Annotated in this window: 12 protein-coding genes and 2 tRNA genes; 12 read left to right on the top strand and 2 right to left on the bottom strand. The window is 60.6% G+C overall.

Annotated features, from left to right (window positions below):
• Positions 1 to 54 precede the first annotated feature (54 nt).
• The 4 genes from KGB20_RS03855 to KGB20_RS03840 all read left to right on the top strand — a co-directional run bounded on the left by KGB20_RS03855 (position 55) and on the right by KGB20_RS03840 (position 4,877).
• Positions 55 to 441 carry an MGMT family protein gene (locus KGB20_RS03855; RefSeq protein WP_223473832.1) on the top strand — a complete coding sequence of 129 codons (387 nt, stop codon included), beginning with the start codon at positions 55 to 57 and terminating at the stop codon, positions 439 to 441.
• A 44-nt stretch (positions 442 to 485) separates the two neighbouring features.
• Positions 486 to 2,045: an AmpG family muropeptide MFS transporter gene (locus tag KGB20_RS03850; protein WP_057716135.1), complete on the top strand. Its 1,560-nt coding sequence runs from the start codon at positions 486 to 488 to the stop codon at positions 2,043 to 2,045.
• Between the two features lie 143 nt (positions 2,046 to 2,188).
• The gene (locus KGB20_RS03845; RefSeq protein WP_057716136.1) at positions 2,189 to 3,904 is read left to right on the top strand and encodes a proline--tRNA ligase; all 1,716 of its coding nucleotides are present in this window, start codon (positions 2,189 to 2,191) and stop codon (positions 3,902 to 3,904) included.
• A 19-nt stretch (positions 3,905 to 3,923) separates the two neighbouring features.
• On the top strand, positions 3,924 to 4,877 hold the full coding sequence (locus tag KGB20_RS03840) for a hypothetical protein (protein WP_057716137.1): 954 nt from the start codon (positions 3,924 to 3,926) through the stop codon (positions 4,875 to 4,877).
• Positions 4,878 to 4,975: 98 nt separating this feature from the next.
• Here the strand turns inward: KGB20_RS03840 and dinB are convergent, their stop codons facing one another.
• Positions 4,976 to 6,037, bottom strand: coding sequence for a DNA polymerase IV (gene dinB / locus KGB20_RS03835; protein WP_150812927.1), 1,062 nt, complete (start codon positions 6,035 to 6,037; stop codon positions 4,976 to 4,978).
• A 300-nt stretch (positions 6,038 to 6,337) separates the two neighbouring features.
• Between dinB and KGB20_RS03830 the strand changes: the two genes are divergently transcribed.
• From KGB20_RS03830 to KGB20_RS03815, 4 genes are all read left to right on the top strand, one after another.
• Positions 6,338 to 6,414, top strand: a tRNA-Met gene (locus KGB20_RS03830).
• A 232-nt stretch (positions 6,415 to 6,646) separates the two neighbouring features.
• Positions 6,647 to 6,723, top strand: a tRNA-Met gene (locus tag KGB20_RS03825).
• Between the two features lie 279 nt (positions 6,724 to 7,002).
• Positions 7,003 to 9,645, top strand: coding sequence for a bifunctional lysylphosphatidylglycerol flippase/synthetase MprF (gene mprF / locus KGB20_RS03820; protein ID WP_150812926.1), 2,643 nt, complete (start codon positions 7,003 to 7,005; stop codon positions 9,643 to 9,645).
• Entirely contained in the window at positions 9,645 to 10,940 is a 1,296-nt protein-coding gene (locus KGB20_RS03815; protein WP_150812925.1) for a virulence factor family protein, read from the top strand. Before mprF ends, KGB20_RS03815 begins: the two co-directional genes overlap by 1 nt.
• A 183-nt stretch (positions 10,941 to 11,123) precedes the next feature.
• Here the strand turns inward: KGB20_RS03815 and KGB20_RS03810 are convergent, their stop codons facing one another.
• Positions 11,124 to 13,025, bottom strand: coding sequence for a potassium transporter Kup (locus tag KGB20_RS03810; protein ID WP_057716141.1), 1,902 nt, complete (start codon positions 13,023 to 13,025; stop codon positions 11,124 to 11,126).
• Between the two features lie 292 nt (positions 13,026 to 13,317).
• Between KGB20_RS03810 and rimO the strand changes: the two genes are divergently transcribed.
• The 4 genes from rimO to KGB20_RS03790 all read left to right on the top strand — a co-directional run bounded on the left by rimO (position 13,318) and on the right by KGB20_RS03790 (position 16,688).
• Entirely contained in the window at positions 13,318 to 14,655 is a 1,338-nt protein-coding gene (rimO, locus tag KGB20_RS03805) for a 30S ribosomal protein S12 methylthiotransferase RimO (RefSeq protein ID WP_057716142.1), read from the top strand.
• 112 nt (positions 14,656 to 14,767) lie between these two features.
• The gene (locus tag KGB20_RS03800; protein ID WP_150812923.1) at positions 14,768 to 15,241 is read left to right on the top strand and encodes a GNAT family N-acetyltransferase; all 474 of its coding nucleotides are present in this window, start codon (positions 14,768 to 14,770) and stop codon (positions 15,239 to 15,241) included.
• 190 nt (positions 15,242 to 15,431) lie between these two features.
• Positions 15,432 to 16,142: an rRNA pseudouridine synthase gene (locus tag KGB20_RS03795; RefSeq protein ID WP_154861802.1), complete on the top strand. Its 711-nt coding sequence runs from the start codon at positions 15,432 to 15,434 to the stop codon at positions 16,140 to 16,142.
• A gap of 75 nt (positions 16,143 to 16,217) precedes the next feature.
• Positions 16,218 to 16,688 carry a DUF1456 family protein gene (locus KGB20_RS03790; RefSeq protein WP_046041186.1) on the top strand — a complete coding sequence of 157 codons (471 nt, stop codon included), beginning with the start codon at positions 16,218 to 16,220 and terminating at the stop codon, positions 16,686 to 16,688.
• Positions 16,689 to 16,830 lie beyond the last annotated feature (142 nt).

Below are 16,830 nucleotides of genomic sequence, written 5' to 3'. Positions count from 1 at the left end.
GACTATTTCTGTTGAGTTCATTTCTCAACTTCCTGCGCAGGAATTACTCTACAGATGGTAAGGCAAACTTCTTCAGGACTGACGGACGTGAGCGATCCAACCGAAGACCCCGAGAGTGCCGCGCAAATCCGACGCACGGCGCTGTATTTGACGCTGGCACAAGTACCCGAGGGCAAAGTCGTCAGCTACGGCCAGTTGGCCGAGCTCGCAGGACTGGGTCGCGCCGCCCGCTGGGTCGGGCGCACACTCAGTCAACTGCCCGGCGACAGCAAGTTACCCTGGCACCGTGTTCTGGGCGCGAACGGGCGTATCAGCCTGCCGGTCGGCAGCCCTTCGGGCGATGAGCAGCGCGCACGATTACGCATGGAGGGCATCAGTGTCCTGAACAATCGTGTTGATATTCAGCGCCATGGCTGGCGTCCGGTAGAGCACAGCGGTTAGAGTGCGCGCTTTGTTTCCGTATTTCTTGAGGCAGACTCCAGCCCATGCCCCGTAAAACCTGGCGCGCCGCGCTCGCCGCTTATGCCAGCCCCTCGACACTCGTGCTGTTGCTGCTTGGTTTCGCCGCCGGCCTGCCCTACATGCTGGTGTTTTCGACGCTTTCAGTCTGGCTGCGTGAAGCCGGCGTGGCGCGTGAAACCATTGGCTATGCAAGCCTGATCGGCCTGGCGTATGCCTTCAAATGGGTCTGGTCACCCCTGCTCGACCAATGGCGACTGCCATTGCTCGGCAAACTCGGTCGACGAAGGTCCTGGCTCGTGCTGTCCCAGGCACTGGTTATCCTTGGCCTGATCGGGATGGGTTTCTGCGACCCGCAAAAGCATTTGTCCTGGCTGATCGCCATTGCCGTCGTCGTCGCTTTCGCATCAGCGACGCAGGACATCGCGGTCGATGCCTACCGTCTGGAAATCGCCGAAGACAACCGCCAGGCCGCACTGGCCGCCAGTTACATGTCCGGTTACCGGGTCGCCGCGCTGCTGGCTACCGCAGGCGCGCTGTACTTCGCCGAAGGTTTTGGCTCCACCGGCTTCAACTACAAGCATTCGGCCTGGGCCGGCACTTACATCCTGTTCGGTGCCCTGATGGTCCCGGCACTGCTGACATCCCTGTTCATGCGCGAGCCGCCAGTACCATTGCGCACGCAACTGCAGGCCGGGCGCTACAGCTTCGTGCATCAACTGGCCTCGGTGTTCGTGCTGATCGTATTGCTGGTGTCCGTGCCGGCCATGTTCACCCAGCTCTACAACACCGACTTCGCCAGCGTACTGTTCGAAGGCGAGAGCCTGCTCGACCTGCTGCTGGAGGACCGCGCCTTCCTGCGCGCGATTCTCTATACCACCCTCACCGCCCTGTGCCTCTCGGCCATGGGCCGCCGTGGCCTGGCGCCAGTGCTGACACCCGTCAACGACTTCATCCTGCGATACCGCTGGCAAGCGCTGCTGCTGCTCGGCTTGATCGCCACCTATCGGATGTCCGATACGGTCATGGGCGTGATGGCCAACGTGTTCTACATCGACCAGGGCTTCACCAAGGACCAGATCGCCAGCGTCAGCAAAATCTTCGGCCTGATCATGACCCTGGTCGGCGCTGGCATGGGCGGCCTGCTGATCGTGCGTTTCGGCATCCTGCCGATCCTGTTCATCGGCGGTGTCGCCTCCGCGGCGACCAACATCCTGTTCCTGATGCTCGCCGACATGGGCCCCAACCTGAACATGCTGGTGCTGACCATCTCCCTGGACAACTTCAGCTCGGGCCTGGCGACCTCGGCGTTCGTCGCCTACCTGTCGAGCCTGACCAACCTCAAATTCTCCGCCACCCAATACGCCCTGCTCAGCTCGATCATGCTGCTACTGCCACGCCTGATCGGCGGCTACTCAGGGGTCATGGTGGAGAAGTTCGGTTATCACGACTTCTTCCTGATTACCGCCCTGCTGGGCGTCCCGACCCTGCTGTTGATCGCCTTGCACTGGTTCCAGGAGAACCGCCGTGAAGGTCCGACACCTACACCGGAACCGGTGCACACCCCGGTCGCCGAAGAATCGTAGGTTCTTTACGCAGGAAGAATCGCGGAGGGCCGAGTGAATCGCGCCCTCCTGCCACACCACCGACCGCACGCCTGTACGCCAGCGGATCTCGCCCGTACAATGCTCCGTCATATCTCGTCATCAGCAATCGATAACGGCCAACCATGCGCACCAGTCAATTTTTGCTCGCCACACAAAAAGAAACGCCTTCCGACGCGGTCGTGATCAGCCACCAGCTGATGCTGCGCGCCGGCATGATCCGCAAACTCGCCTCAGGCCTGTACACCTGGCTGCCGATGGGCTTGCGGGTAATGCGCAAGGTCGAAGCCGTCGTTCGTGAAGAAATGAACGCTGCCGGCTCTCTCGAAGTGTTGATGCCAAGCACGCAACCGGCTGAGCTGTGGCAGGAATCCGGGCGCTGGGAAGAGTACGGCCCTGAATTGCTGCGCTTCAAGGATCGCCACGGTCGCGACTTCTGCGCCGGCCCGACCCACGAAGAAGTCATCACCGATCTGATGCGCAACGAATTGAGCAGCTACAAGCAGCTGCCGATCAACCTGTACCAGATCCAGACCAAATTCCGTGACGAAATCCGCCCACGCTTCGGTTTGATGCGCGGCCGCGAATTCATCATGAAGGACGCCTACTCCTTCCACGCCGACCAGCCTTCGCTGCAGGTCACCTACGACCGCATGCACCAGGCCTACTGCAACGTGTTCACCCGTCTGGGCCTGAAGTTCCGCCCTGTAGAAGCCGACAACGGCTCCATCGGCGGTGCCGGCTCCCACGAGTTCCACGTACTGGCCGAGTCCGGTGAAGACGACATCGTGTTCAGCAACGGCTCCGACTACGCCGCCAACATCGAAAAAGCCGAAGCCGTGCCTCGCGAAACCTCGCGTGCCGCTGCGACAGAAGAGCTGCGCCTGGTCGACACACCGAACGCCAAGACCATTGCGCAACTGGTCGAAGGGTTCAACCTGCCGATCGAGAAAACCATCAAGACCCTCGTGGTGCATGCTGAAGAGAAAGGCAAGCTGATTGCCCTGATCATCCGTGGCGACCATGAGCTGAACGAAATCAAGGCCGCCAACCAGCCAGGCGTTGCCAGCCCGCTGGTCATGGCCTCGGAAGGCGAACTGCGCGAGGCCATTGGCGCCGGTGCCGGCTCCCTCGGCCCGTTGAACCTGCCGCTGCCGATCATCATCGACCGTTCGGTCGAGCTGATGAGCGACTTCGGCATCGGTGCCAACATCGATGATAAACACTACTTCGGCGTGAACTGGGAACGCGACCTGCCTGTTCCGACCGTTGCCGACCTGCGCAACGTCGTGGCCGGCGACCCGAGCCCGGACGGCAAGGGCACCCTGGAGATCAAGCGCGGCATCGAAGTCGGGCACATCTTCCAGCTGGGCAACAAGTACAGCAAAGCGATGAAATGCGAAGTGCTGGGCGAGAACGGCAAGCCGGTCACCCTGGAAATGGGCTGCTACGGCATCGGTGTGTCTCGCGTGGTGGCGGCTGCCATCGAGCAGAACAACGACGAAAACGGGATCATCTGGAGCGACACCCTCGCGCCGTTCCAGATTGCCCTGGTGCCGCTGCGCTACGAAACCGAGCAGGTTCGCGAAGCCACCGACAAACTGTACGCGCAACTTACCGCTGCCGGCTTCGAAGTGCTGCTGGATGACCGTGACAAGAAAACCAGCCCGGGCATCAAGTTCGCGGACATGGAGCTGATCGGCATTCCACACCGGATCGTGGTCAGCGACCGCGGCCTGGCCGAAGGCAACCTGGAATACAAGAGCCGTACCGAGGCCGACGCACAAGCGCTGCCGGTCGCCGACGTACTGTCCTTCCTTCAGGCCCGCATCCGCCGCTGATAGCAGATATAGAGACGTCATGTTCAAGCGAAACACCTTAGGCCTCGGTGGTGCCGCCTTGTGCGGCGCCCTGCTGGTCAGCGGCTGTGCCAATCAAATGTCACAACGCAGCGAGCACGAGGAACGTGTCGAGCGCAAATTGCTCGATCACAGCCTGCAGATCGATGTCGGTGAGCCCAAGGTGCTTGAGCTTCCGCAACGGCGGGTGAAAATCCACGAGCAGAAGACTTTCGAAGTCACCGAATACGAAGTCACGCGTCACTACGACCGCTATACGCCGTACCAACCCTGGCGGGAGATTTACGAAATCCCGCTGGGCGCGGTGGCCGTGGTAGCGGGTGTCGGTGCCAACGTGGTCAATGTGTTCGCCCTCGGCAATTTGCCGGACAGCGTGACCAAGGACTGGCTGAGCTACGGTTTCGCCGGGCTCAACCCGTTCATGAACGTGCAGTCCCACGGTCGCGCGCAGCAGAACCTGGCCGGTATCGATGAAGTCCAGCGCGACAAGCGCACGGAGTACTCAAGCCTGCCCTGGAGCGAGCGCCCGGTCGAGGTCAAGGCCGGCAAGGAAACCTTCGAACTGACCACCGACAAAAACGGCGTGTTGCGCCTGAATCTGTTGGACAACCCGTTCGCTGAACATGACATCAATCACCTGAGCCGGTTGCTGATTCGTGTCGAGGATGCCAAGGACGACGTACACACCGACTCCTCGCTAGCCGTCAGCAGCACCTTGCGCAGCAAGCTCTATGAGGCCCACGGGCTGATTTATGACGATCTCGAGGGCGACGAAGTCAATCAGTGGGTCCACCGGGTCAAGCGCCTGTCGGAGCTGGGTCTTGAAGAGGAAGCCAGTGAACTGGAACAGAGCCTGATCGAACTGACACGCAATGATCCCGAATTGCAGACCGAATTCCTCAAGTCACTGGCCCGCAATGGCGAGCGACTGGTAGCGAATCCGGGGCTGAACTAAACGCGAGCAGGCTCGCTCCCACATAGGATTTCAGGTGTTCACAAATCCAATGTGGGAGCGGGCTTGCTCGCGAAGGGGCCCGCACATTCACCACAAAACTACCGCTCAAACAACTCCATCTGCTCGAACCCACCCCGCAAGTCCTCCAGCCGCACCCCGACACCCAACAACCGCACCGGCTTACCGCCGCGATTGAAGGCCTGGGTCAGCATCAACTGATAACTGCCCAGATCCCGCCCTGCCCCGGCCTGCTCCAATGTAGTCTGGGTGAAGTCGTGGAACTTCACTTTGACGAATGGCTTGCCCGGACGATAGCTGCTGTCGATCCGCGCCATGCGACCGGCCAGGGTCTCCAGCAGCTCGGGCAACTTGTCCAGGCAGCTCTTCAGGTCCGGCAGGTCAACATCGTAGGTGTTTTCAACGCTGATCGACTGACGACGACTGTCGTTGTGCACCACACGGTCGTCGATCCCACGGGCCAGGCTCCAGAGTCGCTCGCCAAAGCTGCCGAACTCACGCACCAGCGCCAACTTGTCCCACTCGCGCAATTGCAGGCAATCGCTGATACCCAGCTTGCCGAGCTTGTCGGCGGTGACTTTGCCGACCCCGTGCAATTTGCTCACAGGCAAACCACTGACAAAGTCCTCGACCTGGTCCGGTGTGATGACAAACAGGCCGTTGGGCTTTTTCCAGTCACTGGCAATCTTGGCCAGAAACTTGTTCGGCGCCACACCCGCCGACACGGTGATATGCAACTGGTTGGAGACCCGGCGCCGGATGTCCTGGGCGATTCGCGTTGCACTGCCTGCGAAATGCGCGCTGTCCGACACATCAAGGTACGCCTCATCGAGCGAGAGCGGCTCGATGATCTCGGTGTAATCGCGAAAGATCGCATGAATTTCCCTGGACGCTTCTCTATAGGCATCCATGCGTGGCTTGACGATGGTCAGGTCCGGGCACAGCTTCAAGGCATGCCCGGAGGACATCGCCGAACGCACCCCGTACGCTCGCGCCTCATAATTGCAGGTGGCGATCACCCCGCGCCGGTCCGCCGCCCCACCTACCGCCAGTGGTTTACCGGCCAGGCGTGGGTCGTCGCGCATCTCGATGGCTGCATAGAAGCAGTCACAATCGACGTGGATGATCTTGCGTTGGGTCATAGCAAAGCTGTGTTCATGGCAAGGAAAAGGCGTCATGGCGTGCCGGACAAACAGTATCTCACCGACACCTGTATATAGCACCAGTAGTCTGAATGTTCTTTTCCAATTGTGGGAAGAGTCGATTGTGAATTTATTTTTTCAATCGAAAAAATACTTTCAATAGACTCGCAGGCCTTGTCCTGCCTGCCTCACAGACCGGTCGACCTCCCCTTTTGAACGCTAAGCGATTGAACGGGAAGAGGTTTTATCGGAATTGGAGGTTGACACCCGAGCGCATCTCTATAGAATGAGCCACACAGACGCGGGATGGAGCAGTCTGGTAGCTCGTCGGGCTCATAACCCGAAGGTCGTCGGTTCAAATCCGGCTCCCGCAACCAAACATCAAAAAAGGCTACTCGAAAGAGTGGCCTTTTTTGTGCGTGCTCGTTTTATAGCACCGAACGCAGGAACAAGGCCTGGACGCTCAACGAGAGCGAAACCGGAAATCGTTCTGATTCCGAAACTTAGGCCATCCCTGCGACCGTTTGCCGCGATTCAGCATTTATTTGACCTGCTTCAGGATTAACGGTTGACACCCCGGCGCATCTCTATAGAATGCCGCCACACAGACGCGGGATGGAGCAGTCTGGTAGCTCGTCGGGCTCATAACCCGAAGGTCGTCGGTTCAAATCCGGCTCCCGCAACCAAACATCAAAAAAGGCTACTCGAAAGAGTGGCCTTTTTTGTGTCTGTTGAAAAAGTCCTTTCGCAACAATGACCTGTCACTGTGTAGCAAGCCGCTTGGGGGTCACCCATGTGCCGGGTTCAGACTATGCTCTATCACAGGCTGAAGCCTCCGCGACTGATACCGCGCCATCCCTGTTGCCGGGTGATAGGCGTTAATATTTGTGATTATTTTTTTCTACAGGGATTGGTAACTTGGCTGGATACCTCCATCCTGTCGCGCACGATCCAAGAGGTGATTGATGCGCGCCAACTCGTCTGATTCACAAGACACTGTCACAGCGACACAACCGATCAATGCCGAGCGCCTGCGCCTGCTTGATCGATTGAGCAAATACCGTCAACCCATTGGCCTGGCGGTCACCCTGCTGCTGTTCGCGATCGCGCTGATTGCCTGTCGCCACCTGTTGAGCGAACTCGACCTTAACGCCCTGCACGACTCGATCCTCGACGTTCCGAAACCTGCCTTGATGGGCGCACTGGCTGCAACTGTAGTGGGCTTCATCATTCTGCTCGGCTACGAATGGTCAGCCAGCCGCTATGCCGGGGCGAGCCTGGCACCGCGCACGCTGGCTCTGGGCGGTTTCACGGCCTTTGCCATCGGCAACGCCATCGGTCTTTCAATGTTGTCGGGAGGCTCGGTTCGCTATCGCCTCTATGCCCGTCATGGCCTGGGAGCGGCAGAAGTCGCCCGCATGACTTTGTTCGCCAGCCTCTCGCTGGGTTGCGCCCTGCCACCACTGGCGGCCCTGGCGACGCTCAGCGACCTGCCAGCGGCGTCCTCCGCCCTGGGACTCTCCGAGACGTTGCTCGGCGTGGTGGCGACTGCCGTGCTCGTGCTGTTTTCGGTGCTGGCCATCGGTATCTACCGTCGTCGGCTGCCGGAACAGCCTTACCCGGACAGCCTGCTGGTCAGGATCGGGCGCCGCACCTTGCGCCTGCCCGGGCGTCGCCTGACCTTCCTGCAATTGGTCATCACCGCCCTGGACGTAGCCGCTGCCGCGACCGTGCTCTATCTGCTGCTGCCGGAAACACCGCCCTTCGGTGCGTTCCTTCTGGTTTACCTGCTGGCGCTGGCTGCCGGCGTGCTCAGCCATGTGCCGGGCGGTGTCGGGGTGTTCGAGGCCATTTTGCTGGCGGCGTTTTCCGACACCCTGGGTGCTGCGCCACTGGCGGCCGCCCTGCTGCTCTATCGCTTGATCTACGTGGTCCTGCCCTTGCTGGTGGCCTGCCTGTTGCTGCTGATCAACGAAGGCCAGCGCCTGTTCCAGACACGCCAGACGTTGCGCGCTGCCTCGGGTCTGGCGGCTCCGATACTGGCGGTGCTGGTGTTCCTGTCCGGTGTTGTCCTGCTGTTCTCCGGCGTCACTCCGGAAATCGATACGCGCCTGGAACACATCGGTTTTCTGATCCCCCATCGACTGGTCGATGCTTCGCACTTTGGCGCCAGCCTGGTCGGCGTACTTTGCCTGTTGCTGGCCCAGGGGCTGCGTCGCCGGCTGTCGGCCGCGTGGATGCTGACCACCATTCTGTTACTGGTCGGCGCCCTGCTCTCACTGCTCAAAGGCTTCGACTGGGAAGAAGCCAGCCTGATGGTGCTGACGGCGAGCCTGCTCGGGGTATTCCGCCGCTCGTTCTATCGCCCCAGCCGCCTGACCGAAGTACCGTTCTCGCCGCTGTACCTGGTGGCCAGCCTGTGCGTGCTCGGTGCGTCGATCTGGTTGCTGCTGTTCGCCTATCAGGACGTTCCGTACAGCCACCAGCTCTGGTGGCAGTTCACTCTGGACGCCGATGCCCCTCGCGGCCTGCGCTCGCTGCTCGGGGCTGCCGTGCTGCTGGTGGTGGTGTCCCTGACCTGGCTGCTGCGCACCGCGCGCCCGGTCATTCACCTGCCCACACCCGACGAACTGGAGCGCGCCAGCAAGATCCTCATGGCATCGGCCCAACCGGATGGCGGCCTGGCCCTGACCGGCGACAAGGCGCTGCTGTTCCACCCCAACGACGAGGCGTTCCTGATGTACGCCCGCCGTGGTCGCAGCCTGGTGGCGTTGTATGACCCGATCGGCCCGGGCCAGCAACGGGCGGAAATGATCTGGCAGTTCCGCGACCTTTGCGACATCCACCACGCCCGCCCCGTGTTCTATCAAGTGCGTGCAGAGAACCTGCCGTACTACATGGACATCGGCCTGACCGCGATCAAGCTCGGCGAAGAAGCCCGGGTCGACCTCAAGCGTTTTGATCTCGAAGCCAAGGGCAAAGAGATGAAGGACCTGCGCTACACCTGGAACCGTGGCACCCGCGACGGCCTTTCCCTGGAAATCCATGAACCCGGCCAGGCGCCGATGGATGAGCTCAAGGTAATTTCCGATGCCTGGCTGACCGGCAAGAATGTCCGGGAGAAAGGTTTTTCACTGGGTCGCTTCAGCGATGACTACCTCAAGCATTTCCGCATCGCGGTGATTCGTTTCGAAGGGCGCCCGGTGGCGTTCGCCAACCTGCTCGAGACCTACGGCCATGACCTAGCCAGCCTCGACCTGATGCGCGCGCACCCGGATGCTCCGAAGCTGACCATGGAGTTCATGATGGTCGGCCTGATTCAACATTATAAAAATCATGGATACGCGCGTTTCAGCCTGGGCATGGTGCCGTTGTCGGGGTTGCAACCCCGTCGAGGCGCACCCTTGACCCAGCGCCTTGGCTCGATGGTATTCCGCCGTGGTGAGCAGCTGTACAACTTCCAAGGCTTGCGCCGTTTCAAAGACAAGTTCCAGCCTGATTGGGAACCCCGTTATATGGCCGTGCCCGCCGGACTCGATCCGCTGGTTGCGCTGGCCGACACTGCTGCCCTGATCGCGGGTGGCTTGACCGGATTGGTGAAACGCTGATGATTCAACGCTCCTTGCGGTATGTATTGGGCACGCTGGTGATAGTGGCCCTGATTCTCGGTGGCGGTTTCTGGTACCTGAAACGCCCGGCACCGGAGCCGACCCTCGAATTGCTGACCCCGGCCGATGGTGCGGCGATGACCCGTGTCATCCCCGGCACAACGCCACGCGCCCAGGTGCTGGTGGCGGTCAACGAAGACCAGAAACTCAGCGACAAGCAATTGATGACCCTGAGCCGCAGTGGTTCGGCGCAAATTGTCCAGGTGATCCTGCCCAAGGATTGCCTGCTGCAAAGCCGCGCCCTGCAATCGGGCCTGCGCGAACTCAAAGGCCCGGCGACCCTGGTCAGCGGCATCGGCCCTGGCGCCGTGCTGGCCTGGCGCTGGTTGTCCGAGCAAAAGGACGACAAGGCCCAGGCCGTCTCGGTCGACCTGGCCCTGGAAAAGGGCGGCTGCACTCACCTGCTGCCCAAAAGCGCGGCCCACGGTCACTGGCTGGTCGCGTGGAACGACAACCCGGACGACACCAGTGCCGGTTTCGTGCGTGATCAACCGAACGCCGAAACCAGCATCAGCGACTACGACATCAACCTGCCACAAGTGCTGAACAACGAACTGCGCAAGATCCTCGTCGGTGGCGATAAAGCCGCTGGCGGCCTGCAGATCCCGGTGGTCGAAGTGCCAGCGGGCCAGGCCAGTGACACCGTGACCCTGTTCCTGTCCGGCGACGGCGGCTGGCGCGACCTCGACCGCGACGTGGCGGGCGAGATGGCCAAGATCGGCTACCCGGTGGTCGGCATCGATACCCTGCGCTACTACTGGCAGCACAAGAGCCCGGAGCAAAGCGCGCTGGACCTGGCTGAACTGATGCAACACTACCGGCAGAAATGGGGCACCAAGCGCTTCATCCTGACCGGCTATTCGTTCGGCGCCGACGTACTGCCGGCGATCTACAACCGCCTGGCCGAATCGGAACAGCAACGCGTCGACGCGATCATCCTGCTGGCCTTCGCCCGTACCGGCAGCTTCGAGATCGAAGTCGAAGGCTGGCTCGGCAATGCCGGCAAAGAAGCCGCCACCGGCCCGGAAATGGCCCGGCTGCCAGCCGCCAAAGTGGTGTGCATCTACGGCGAAGAAGAAACCGACGAGAGTGGCTGCACCGACAAGACGGCAGTAGGCGAAGCCATCAAGCTGCCTGGCGGCCACCACTTCGACGAGAACTACCCAGCGCTGGCCAAGCGTTTGGTGGATGTGATCGAGAAGCGTCAAGCCAAAGAAGCAGAAGCTCAAGAGTGATCTGAGCCTCGCTGAAGAAAAGCCCCCGCCATCTCACGATAGCGGGGGCTTTTTCATTCAACACCACAAATCCCTGTAGGAGCGAGCCTGCTCGCGATGGACGTCAACGATAACGCTGGCTACCTGAATGCCCGCGGTGAACTCAGGTTTTTCGCGAGCAGGCTCGCTCCTACAGGATCAGGTTTACATTTCGACCTGCGTCCCCAACTCAATCACCCGGTTCAGCGGCAGATTGAAGAAACGCAAATTGCCGTTGGCGTTCTGCAACATGAACGCGAACAGCGCTTCACGCCAGCGCGACATGCCTTCGAGCTTGGAGGCGATGACCGTTTCGCGGCTGAGGAAGTACGTGGTGCGCATGGGGCTGAAATCCAGCTCATCGAGATGACACAGCTTCAGCGCCTGCGGTACGTCCGGCTCATCGGTGAAGCCGAAATGCAGGATGACCCGGAAGAACCCTTCGCCATAGGAGTCGACCTCGAAGCGCCGATTCGGCGGCACCCGCGGGATGTCTTCGTACACTACCGTCAGCAGCACCACTTGCTCGTGCAGTACCTGGTTATGCAGCAGGTTGTGCAACAGCGCGTGGGGTACGGCATCCGGCCGTGCCGTCAGGAACACGGCGGTGCCCTGAACACGATGGGGTGGTTGTACGGCAATGCTGCTGATGAAGATCGGCAGCGGCAATCCACCCTCATCGATACGCTCGACCAGCAACTGCTTGCCGCGCTTCCAGGTGGTCATCAGCACAAACAGCGCGAAACCCGCGATCACCGGGAATGCACCGCCCTGAACGATTTTCGGCACGTTGGCGGCGAAGTACAGACCATCGACCAACATGAAGCCGAACAATATCGGAACCGCGAAGATTGGTGGCCACTTCCACAGCAGCAGCATCACCGCCGACACCAGGATGGTGGTCATCAGCATGGTGCCCGTTACTGCCACGCCATAGGCCGAAGCCAAGGCGCCGGAGGACTCGAAACCGATCACCAGCAGGATCACGCCGACCATCAACGCCCAGTTCACCGCACCGATGTAGATCTGGCCCTGTTCGGCACTGGAAGTGTGTCGGATGTGCATGCGCGGAATGTAACCGAGCTGGATCGCCTGGCGGGTCAGGGAGAACGCACCGGAAATCACCGCTTGCGAGGCAATCACCGTGGCCAGGGTCGACAGGCCGACCAGCGGGATCAACGCCCAGCTCGGCGCCAGCAGGTAGAAGGGGTTACGGGCCGCCTCCGGATCACCTAGCAGCAGCGCGCCCTGGCCGAAGTAGTTCAGCACCAGCGCCGGCAGTACTAGGATGAACCACGCACGTGCAATAGGCTTGCGGCCGAAGTGGCCCATGTCCGCGTACAGCGCTTCGGCACCGGTCAATGCCAGCACCACGGCGCCGAGAATCGTCACGCCCATGCCCGGATGGACCATGAAGAAACGTACGCCCCACATCGGGTTCATCGCTTCCAGGACTTCCGGATGCTGGCTGATGCCATAGACGCCCAATGCACCCAGCACGAGGAACCATGTGACCATGATCGGCCCGAACAGAATGCCGATGCGCGCCGTGCCGTGACGCTGGATCAGAAACAGCGCGACCAGCACCACCAGCGACAGCGGCACGACCCAATGGTCGATACCTTCGAACGCCAGCCCCAGGCCTTCAATCGCCGACAGTACGGAGATCGCCGGGGTGATCATGCTGTCGCCATAGAACAATGCCGCGCCGATCAGTCCGCAGACCACCAGCAACATGCGCAATTTGGCATGCCCCGCCGCCGCCCGCCGGGCCAGTGCGGTCAAGGCCATGATCCCGCCTTCGCCCTGGTTGTCGGCGCGCAGCACGAACATCATGTACTTGATCGAGACGACCCAGATCAGCGACCAGAAAATGAGCGCAAGAATCCCCAGCACCCCGTCATGGTTGACCGGCACGCCATAGCCTCCGGAAAACACTTCTTTGAGGGTGTACAACGGACTGGTGCCGATATCGCCATAAACCACCCCGACTGCCGCGACCAGCATGCCGATCGGCTTCACCGCCGAATGCTCGGCATCGGTAGCCTGACTACTTGCCTGACCCATCCACCACTCCTACTTCTCAGACCCGGGCTTCTTTGAAAGAAGCACTATGCTTTGTCGTGCAGCATGCGCTGTTTTACTTCACGTTACAGACGTTTTGTTGACAGTAAAAAATCTGTAAAGCCTAACGGCGCGAAGCATAGCGCAGCACTCGTCGTATTTCCCCGCATAAAGCTGGTCAAGTGAACGACTCATCGCTAGAATTGCGCACTTTTTGATCAGAGGCGCAGTTCAAGCGCCCGTCCGTCGGTTTTGCCTGCCCGGCAAGCGGCGTCACAAAATACCGAGGTTAGACATGTCCACCACTCCTGCGCCGGCCAACCCAAAGGTTGGCTTCGTATCCCTGGGTTGCCCCAAAGCACTGGTCGACTCCGAGCGCATCCTTACCCAGCTGCGCATGGAAGGCTATGACGTGGTGTCCACCTACCAGGACGCCGATGTCGTGGTAGTCAACACTTGCGGCTTCATCGATTCGGCCAAGGCCGAGTCCCTGGAAGTGATTGGCGAAGCCATCAAGGAAAACGGCAAGGTCATCGTGACCGGCTGCATGGGCGTCGAAGAAGGCAACATTCGCAACGTACACCCGAGCGTGCTGGCGGTGACCGGCCCGCAGCAGTACGAGCAAGTGGTCAATGCCGTGCACGAAGTCGTGCCGCCGCGCCAGGACCACAACCCGCTGATCGACCTGGTGCCGCCACAAGGCATCAAGCTGACCCCGCGCCACTACGCCTACCTGAAGATTTCCGAAGGCTGCAACCACAGCTGCAGCTTCTGCATCATCCCGTCGATGCGCGGCAAACTGGTCAGCCGCCCGGTGGGTGATGTGCTCGACGAGGCCCAGCGTCTGGTCAAGTCCGGCGTCAAAGAGCTGTTGGTAATCTCCCAGGACACCAGCGCCTACGGCGTCGACGTGAAATACCGCACCGGTTTCTGGAACGGCGCGCCGGTGAAAACCCGCATGACCGAACTCTGCGAAGCCCTGAGCACCCTCGGCGTCTGGGTTCGCCTGCACTACGTTTACCCGTACCCGCACGTTGACGAGCTGATCCCGCTGATGGCCGCCGGCAAGATCCTGCCGTACCTGGACATCCCGTTCCAGCACGCCAGCCCGAAAGTGCTCAAGTCGATGAAACGCCCGGCCTTCGAAGACAAGACCCTGGCGCGGATCAAGAACTGGCGCGAAATCTGCCCGGACCTGATCATCCGTTCGACCTTCATCGTCGGCTTCCCGGGCGAGACCGAAGAAGACTTCCAGTACCTGCTGAACTGGCTGACCGAAGCCCAGCTCGACCGCGTCGGCTGCTTCCAGTACTCGCCGGTTGAAGGCGCACCGGCCAATGACCTGGACCTGGAAGTCGTCCCGGACGACATCAAGCAGGACCGCTGGGAGCGCTTCATGGCGCACCAGCAGGCCATCAGCTCGGCGCGCCTGCAAATGCGCATCGGCCGTGAGATCGAAGTGCTGGTCGATGAAGTCGACGAGCAAGGCGCGGTCGGCCGCTGCTTCTTCGATGCCCCGGAAATCGACGGCAACGTTTTCATCGACAACGGCAGCAACCTCAAGCCGGGCGACAAGGTCTGGTGCAAAGTGACCGACGCCGACGAATACGATCTGTGGGCTGAACAGATCTAAACGCAAAAAATGCGCAAAGCCCCGCTCTCTTGACGAGATGCGGGGCTTTTTTACGGCTATCGTTTGCACATGGAAGGATTCCTATCAACCACTGCATAAGAGGCAGACGGGCATGCGTCAGCATTCGGTCATCCACACGCCGAAACTCGGCGACTACGAAGAATTGACCCGGGTCTGGGAGGCCTCGGTACGCGCCACCCACGACTTTCTGCCAGACAGCTACATCGAACTGCTGAAGAACCTGGTGCTGACCCGCTACCTCGATGCGGTGATGCTGATCTGCACCAAGGATTCGAACCAGCGCATCACCGGGTTCGCCGGCGTCGCGGCCGGCAAGATCGAAATGCTCTTCATCGACCCCGACCATCGCGGCCAGGGCCTGGGCAAGAAATTGTTGCACTATGCCCTGGAACACCTGAACGCCGACGAACTGGACGTCAACGAACAGAACCCGCAAGCCCTCGGCTTTTACTTCAAGCAAGGCTTCGAGGTCATCGGTCGCTCGGAGGTCGATGGCATGGGGCAGCCGTATCCGTTGTTGCACATGCGTTTGCGTCAGGACCAGCAAAAATCACGGCATGGATGACACGACACAGATCAAATGTGGGAGCGGGCTTGCTCGCGAAGGCGGTGTGTCAGCCAACATACATGTTGAGGCTGATGGCCCTTTCGCGAGCAAGCCCGCTCCCACAAAAAGCCTCACTGCGTAAATGGAACCGGGATTAACCGGCGCCAGGCAGGTACAATGCCCACCCCCTTTTTGTTACGGCCCTGACATGACTGACCCGATTCGTCTCTCCAAACGCCTCATCGAACTCGTCGGCTGTTCCCGTCGGGAGGCTGAGCTGTTCATCGAGGGCGGCTGGGTCACCGTCGACGGTGTGGTCATCGACGAGCCGCAATTCAAGGTCGACACCCAGAAAGTCGAGCTTGATCCAGAAGCCAAGGCCACCGCACCGGAACCGGTGACCCTGCTGCTCAATGTGCCCGCAGGCATGGACGCAGACACTGCCATGGCCACCCTCGGCGCCGAGACCCTGAGCGAAGAGCACCGCTACGGCAAGCGCCCGTTGCGCGGACACTTCCTGCGCCTGACCGCCAGCACCGACCTGCAGGCCAACGCCAGCGGGCTGCTGGTGTTCACCCAGGACTGGAAAATCCTGCGCAAACTCACCGCCGACTCCAGCAAGATCGAGCAAGAGTATGTGGTCGAGGTTGAAGGCGAGATGGTGGCCCACGGCCTGAACCGCCTGAACCACGGCCTGACCTACAAGGGCAAGGAGTTGCCGGCGGTCAAGGCCAGCTGGCAGAACGAGAACCGTCTGCGCTTTGCCATGAAGAACCCGCAGCCGGGCATCATCGCCCTGCTCTGCCAGGCGGTCGGCCTCAAGGTCGTCGGTATCCGCCGTATTCGCATCGGTGGCGTGTCCATCGGCAAAGTGCCGGTGGGGCAATGGCGCTATCTGTCCGGCAAAGAGAAGTTCTAAGGCTTTTCTCGCCGCCATCCATTTCGGCGCCGCGCCTGGCCGCGACGCCCACAGCTGAATATCAGGACTGCACACATGATTCATAACGACGTACTGCGCAGCGTGCGCTACATGCTCGACATCAGCGACAAGAAAGTCATCGAGATCATCAAGCTCGGCGGCCTGGACGTGACCCTGCCGGACCTGTTGACCTACCTCGACAAGAAAGAGGAAGACGAGGAAGGTTTCGTACGCTGCCCGGACGAAGTCATGGCGCACTTCCTCGACGGCCTGGTGATCTTCAAGCGCGGCAAGGACGAAAGCCGCCCCCCGCAGCCGATCGAAGTACCGGTAACCAATAACATCATCCTGAAAAAGCTGCGGGTGGCGTTCGAGCTCAAAGAAGACGACATGCACGCGATCCTCAAGGCTGCCGAGTTCCCGGTGTCCAAGCCTGAGCTGAGCGCACTGTTCCGCAAGTTCGGTCACACCAACTATCGCCCATGCGGCGACCAGCTGCTGCGCAATTTCCTCAAGGGCCTGACCCTGCGAGTGCGTCCGCAGTAAACCGTTTCCTGTGTAGGAGCGAGCTTGCTCCGGGCGGCGTTCCGACGATGGATTCGAAAACGCTGCGATTATCCAGCAAGCACGCGTTATCGTTATCGACCATCGCGAGCAAGCTCGCTCCTACAAGGCCGAATGGCCCCTC

The sequence above is a fragment of the Pseudomonas sp. BF-R-30 genome (assembly GCF_019956175.1).
GTDB classification, from domain to species: domain Bacteria; phylum Pseudomonadota; class Gammaproteobacteria; order Pseudomonadales; family Pseudomonadaceae; genus Aquipseudomonas; species Aquipseudomonas jessenii.
Note: the sequence above shows the minus strand (reverse complement) of the source record. Positions and strands in the feature narration are given on the sequence as shown.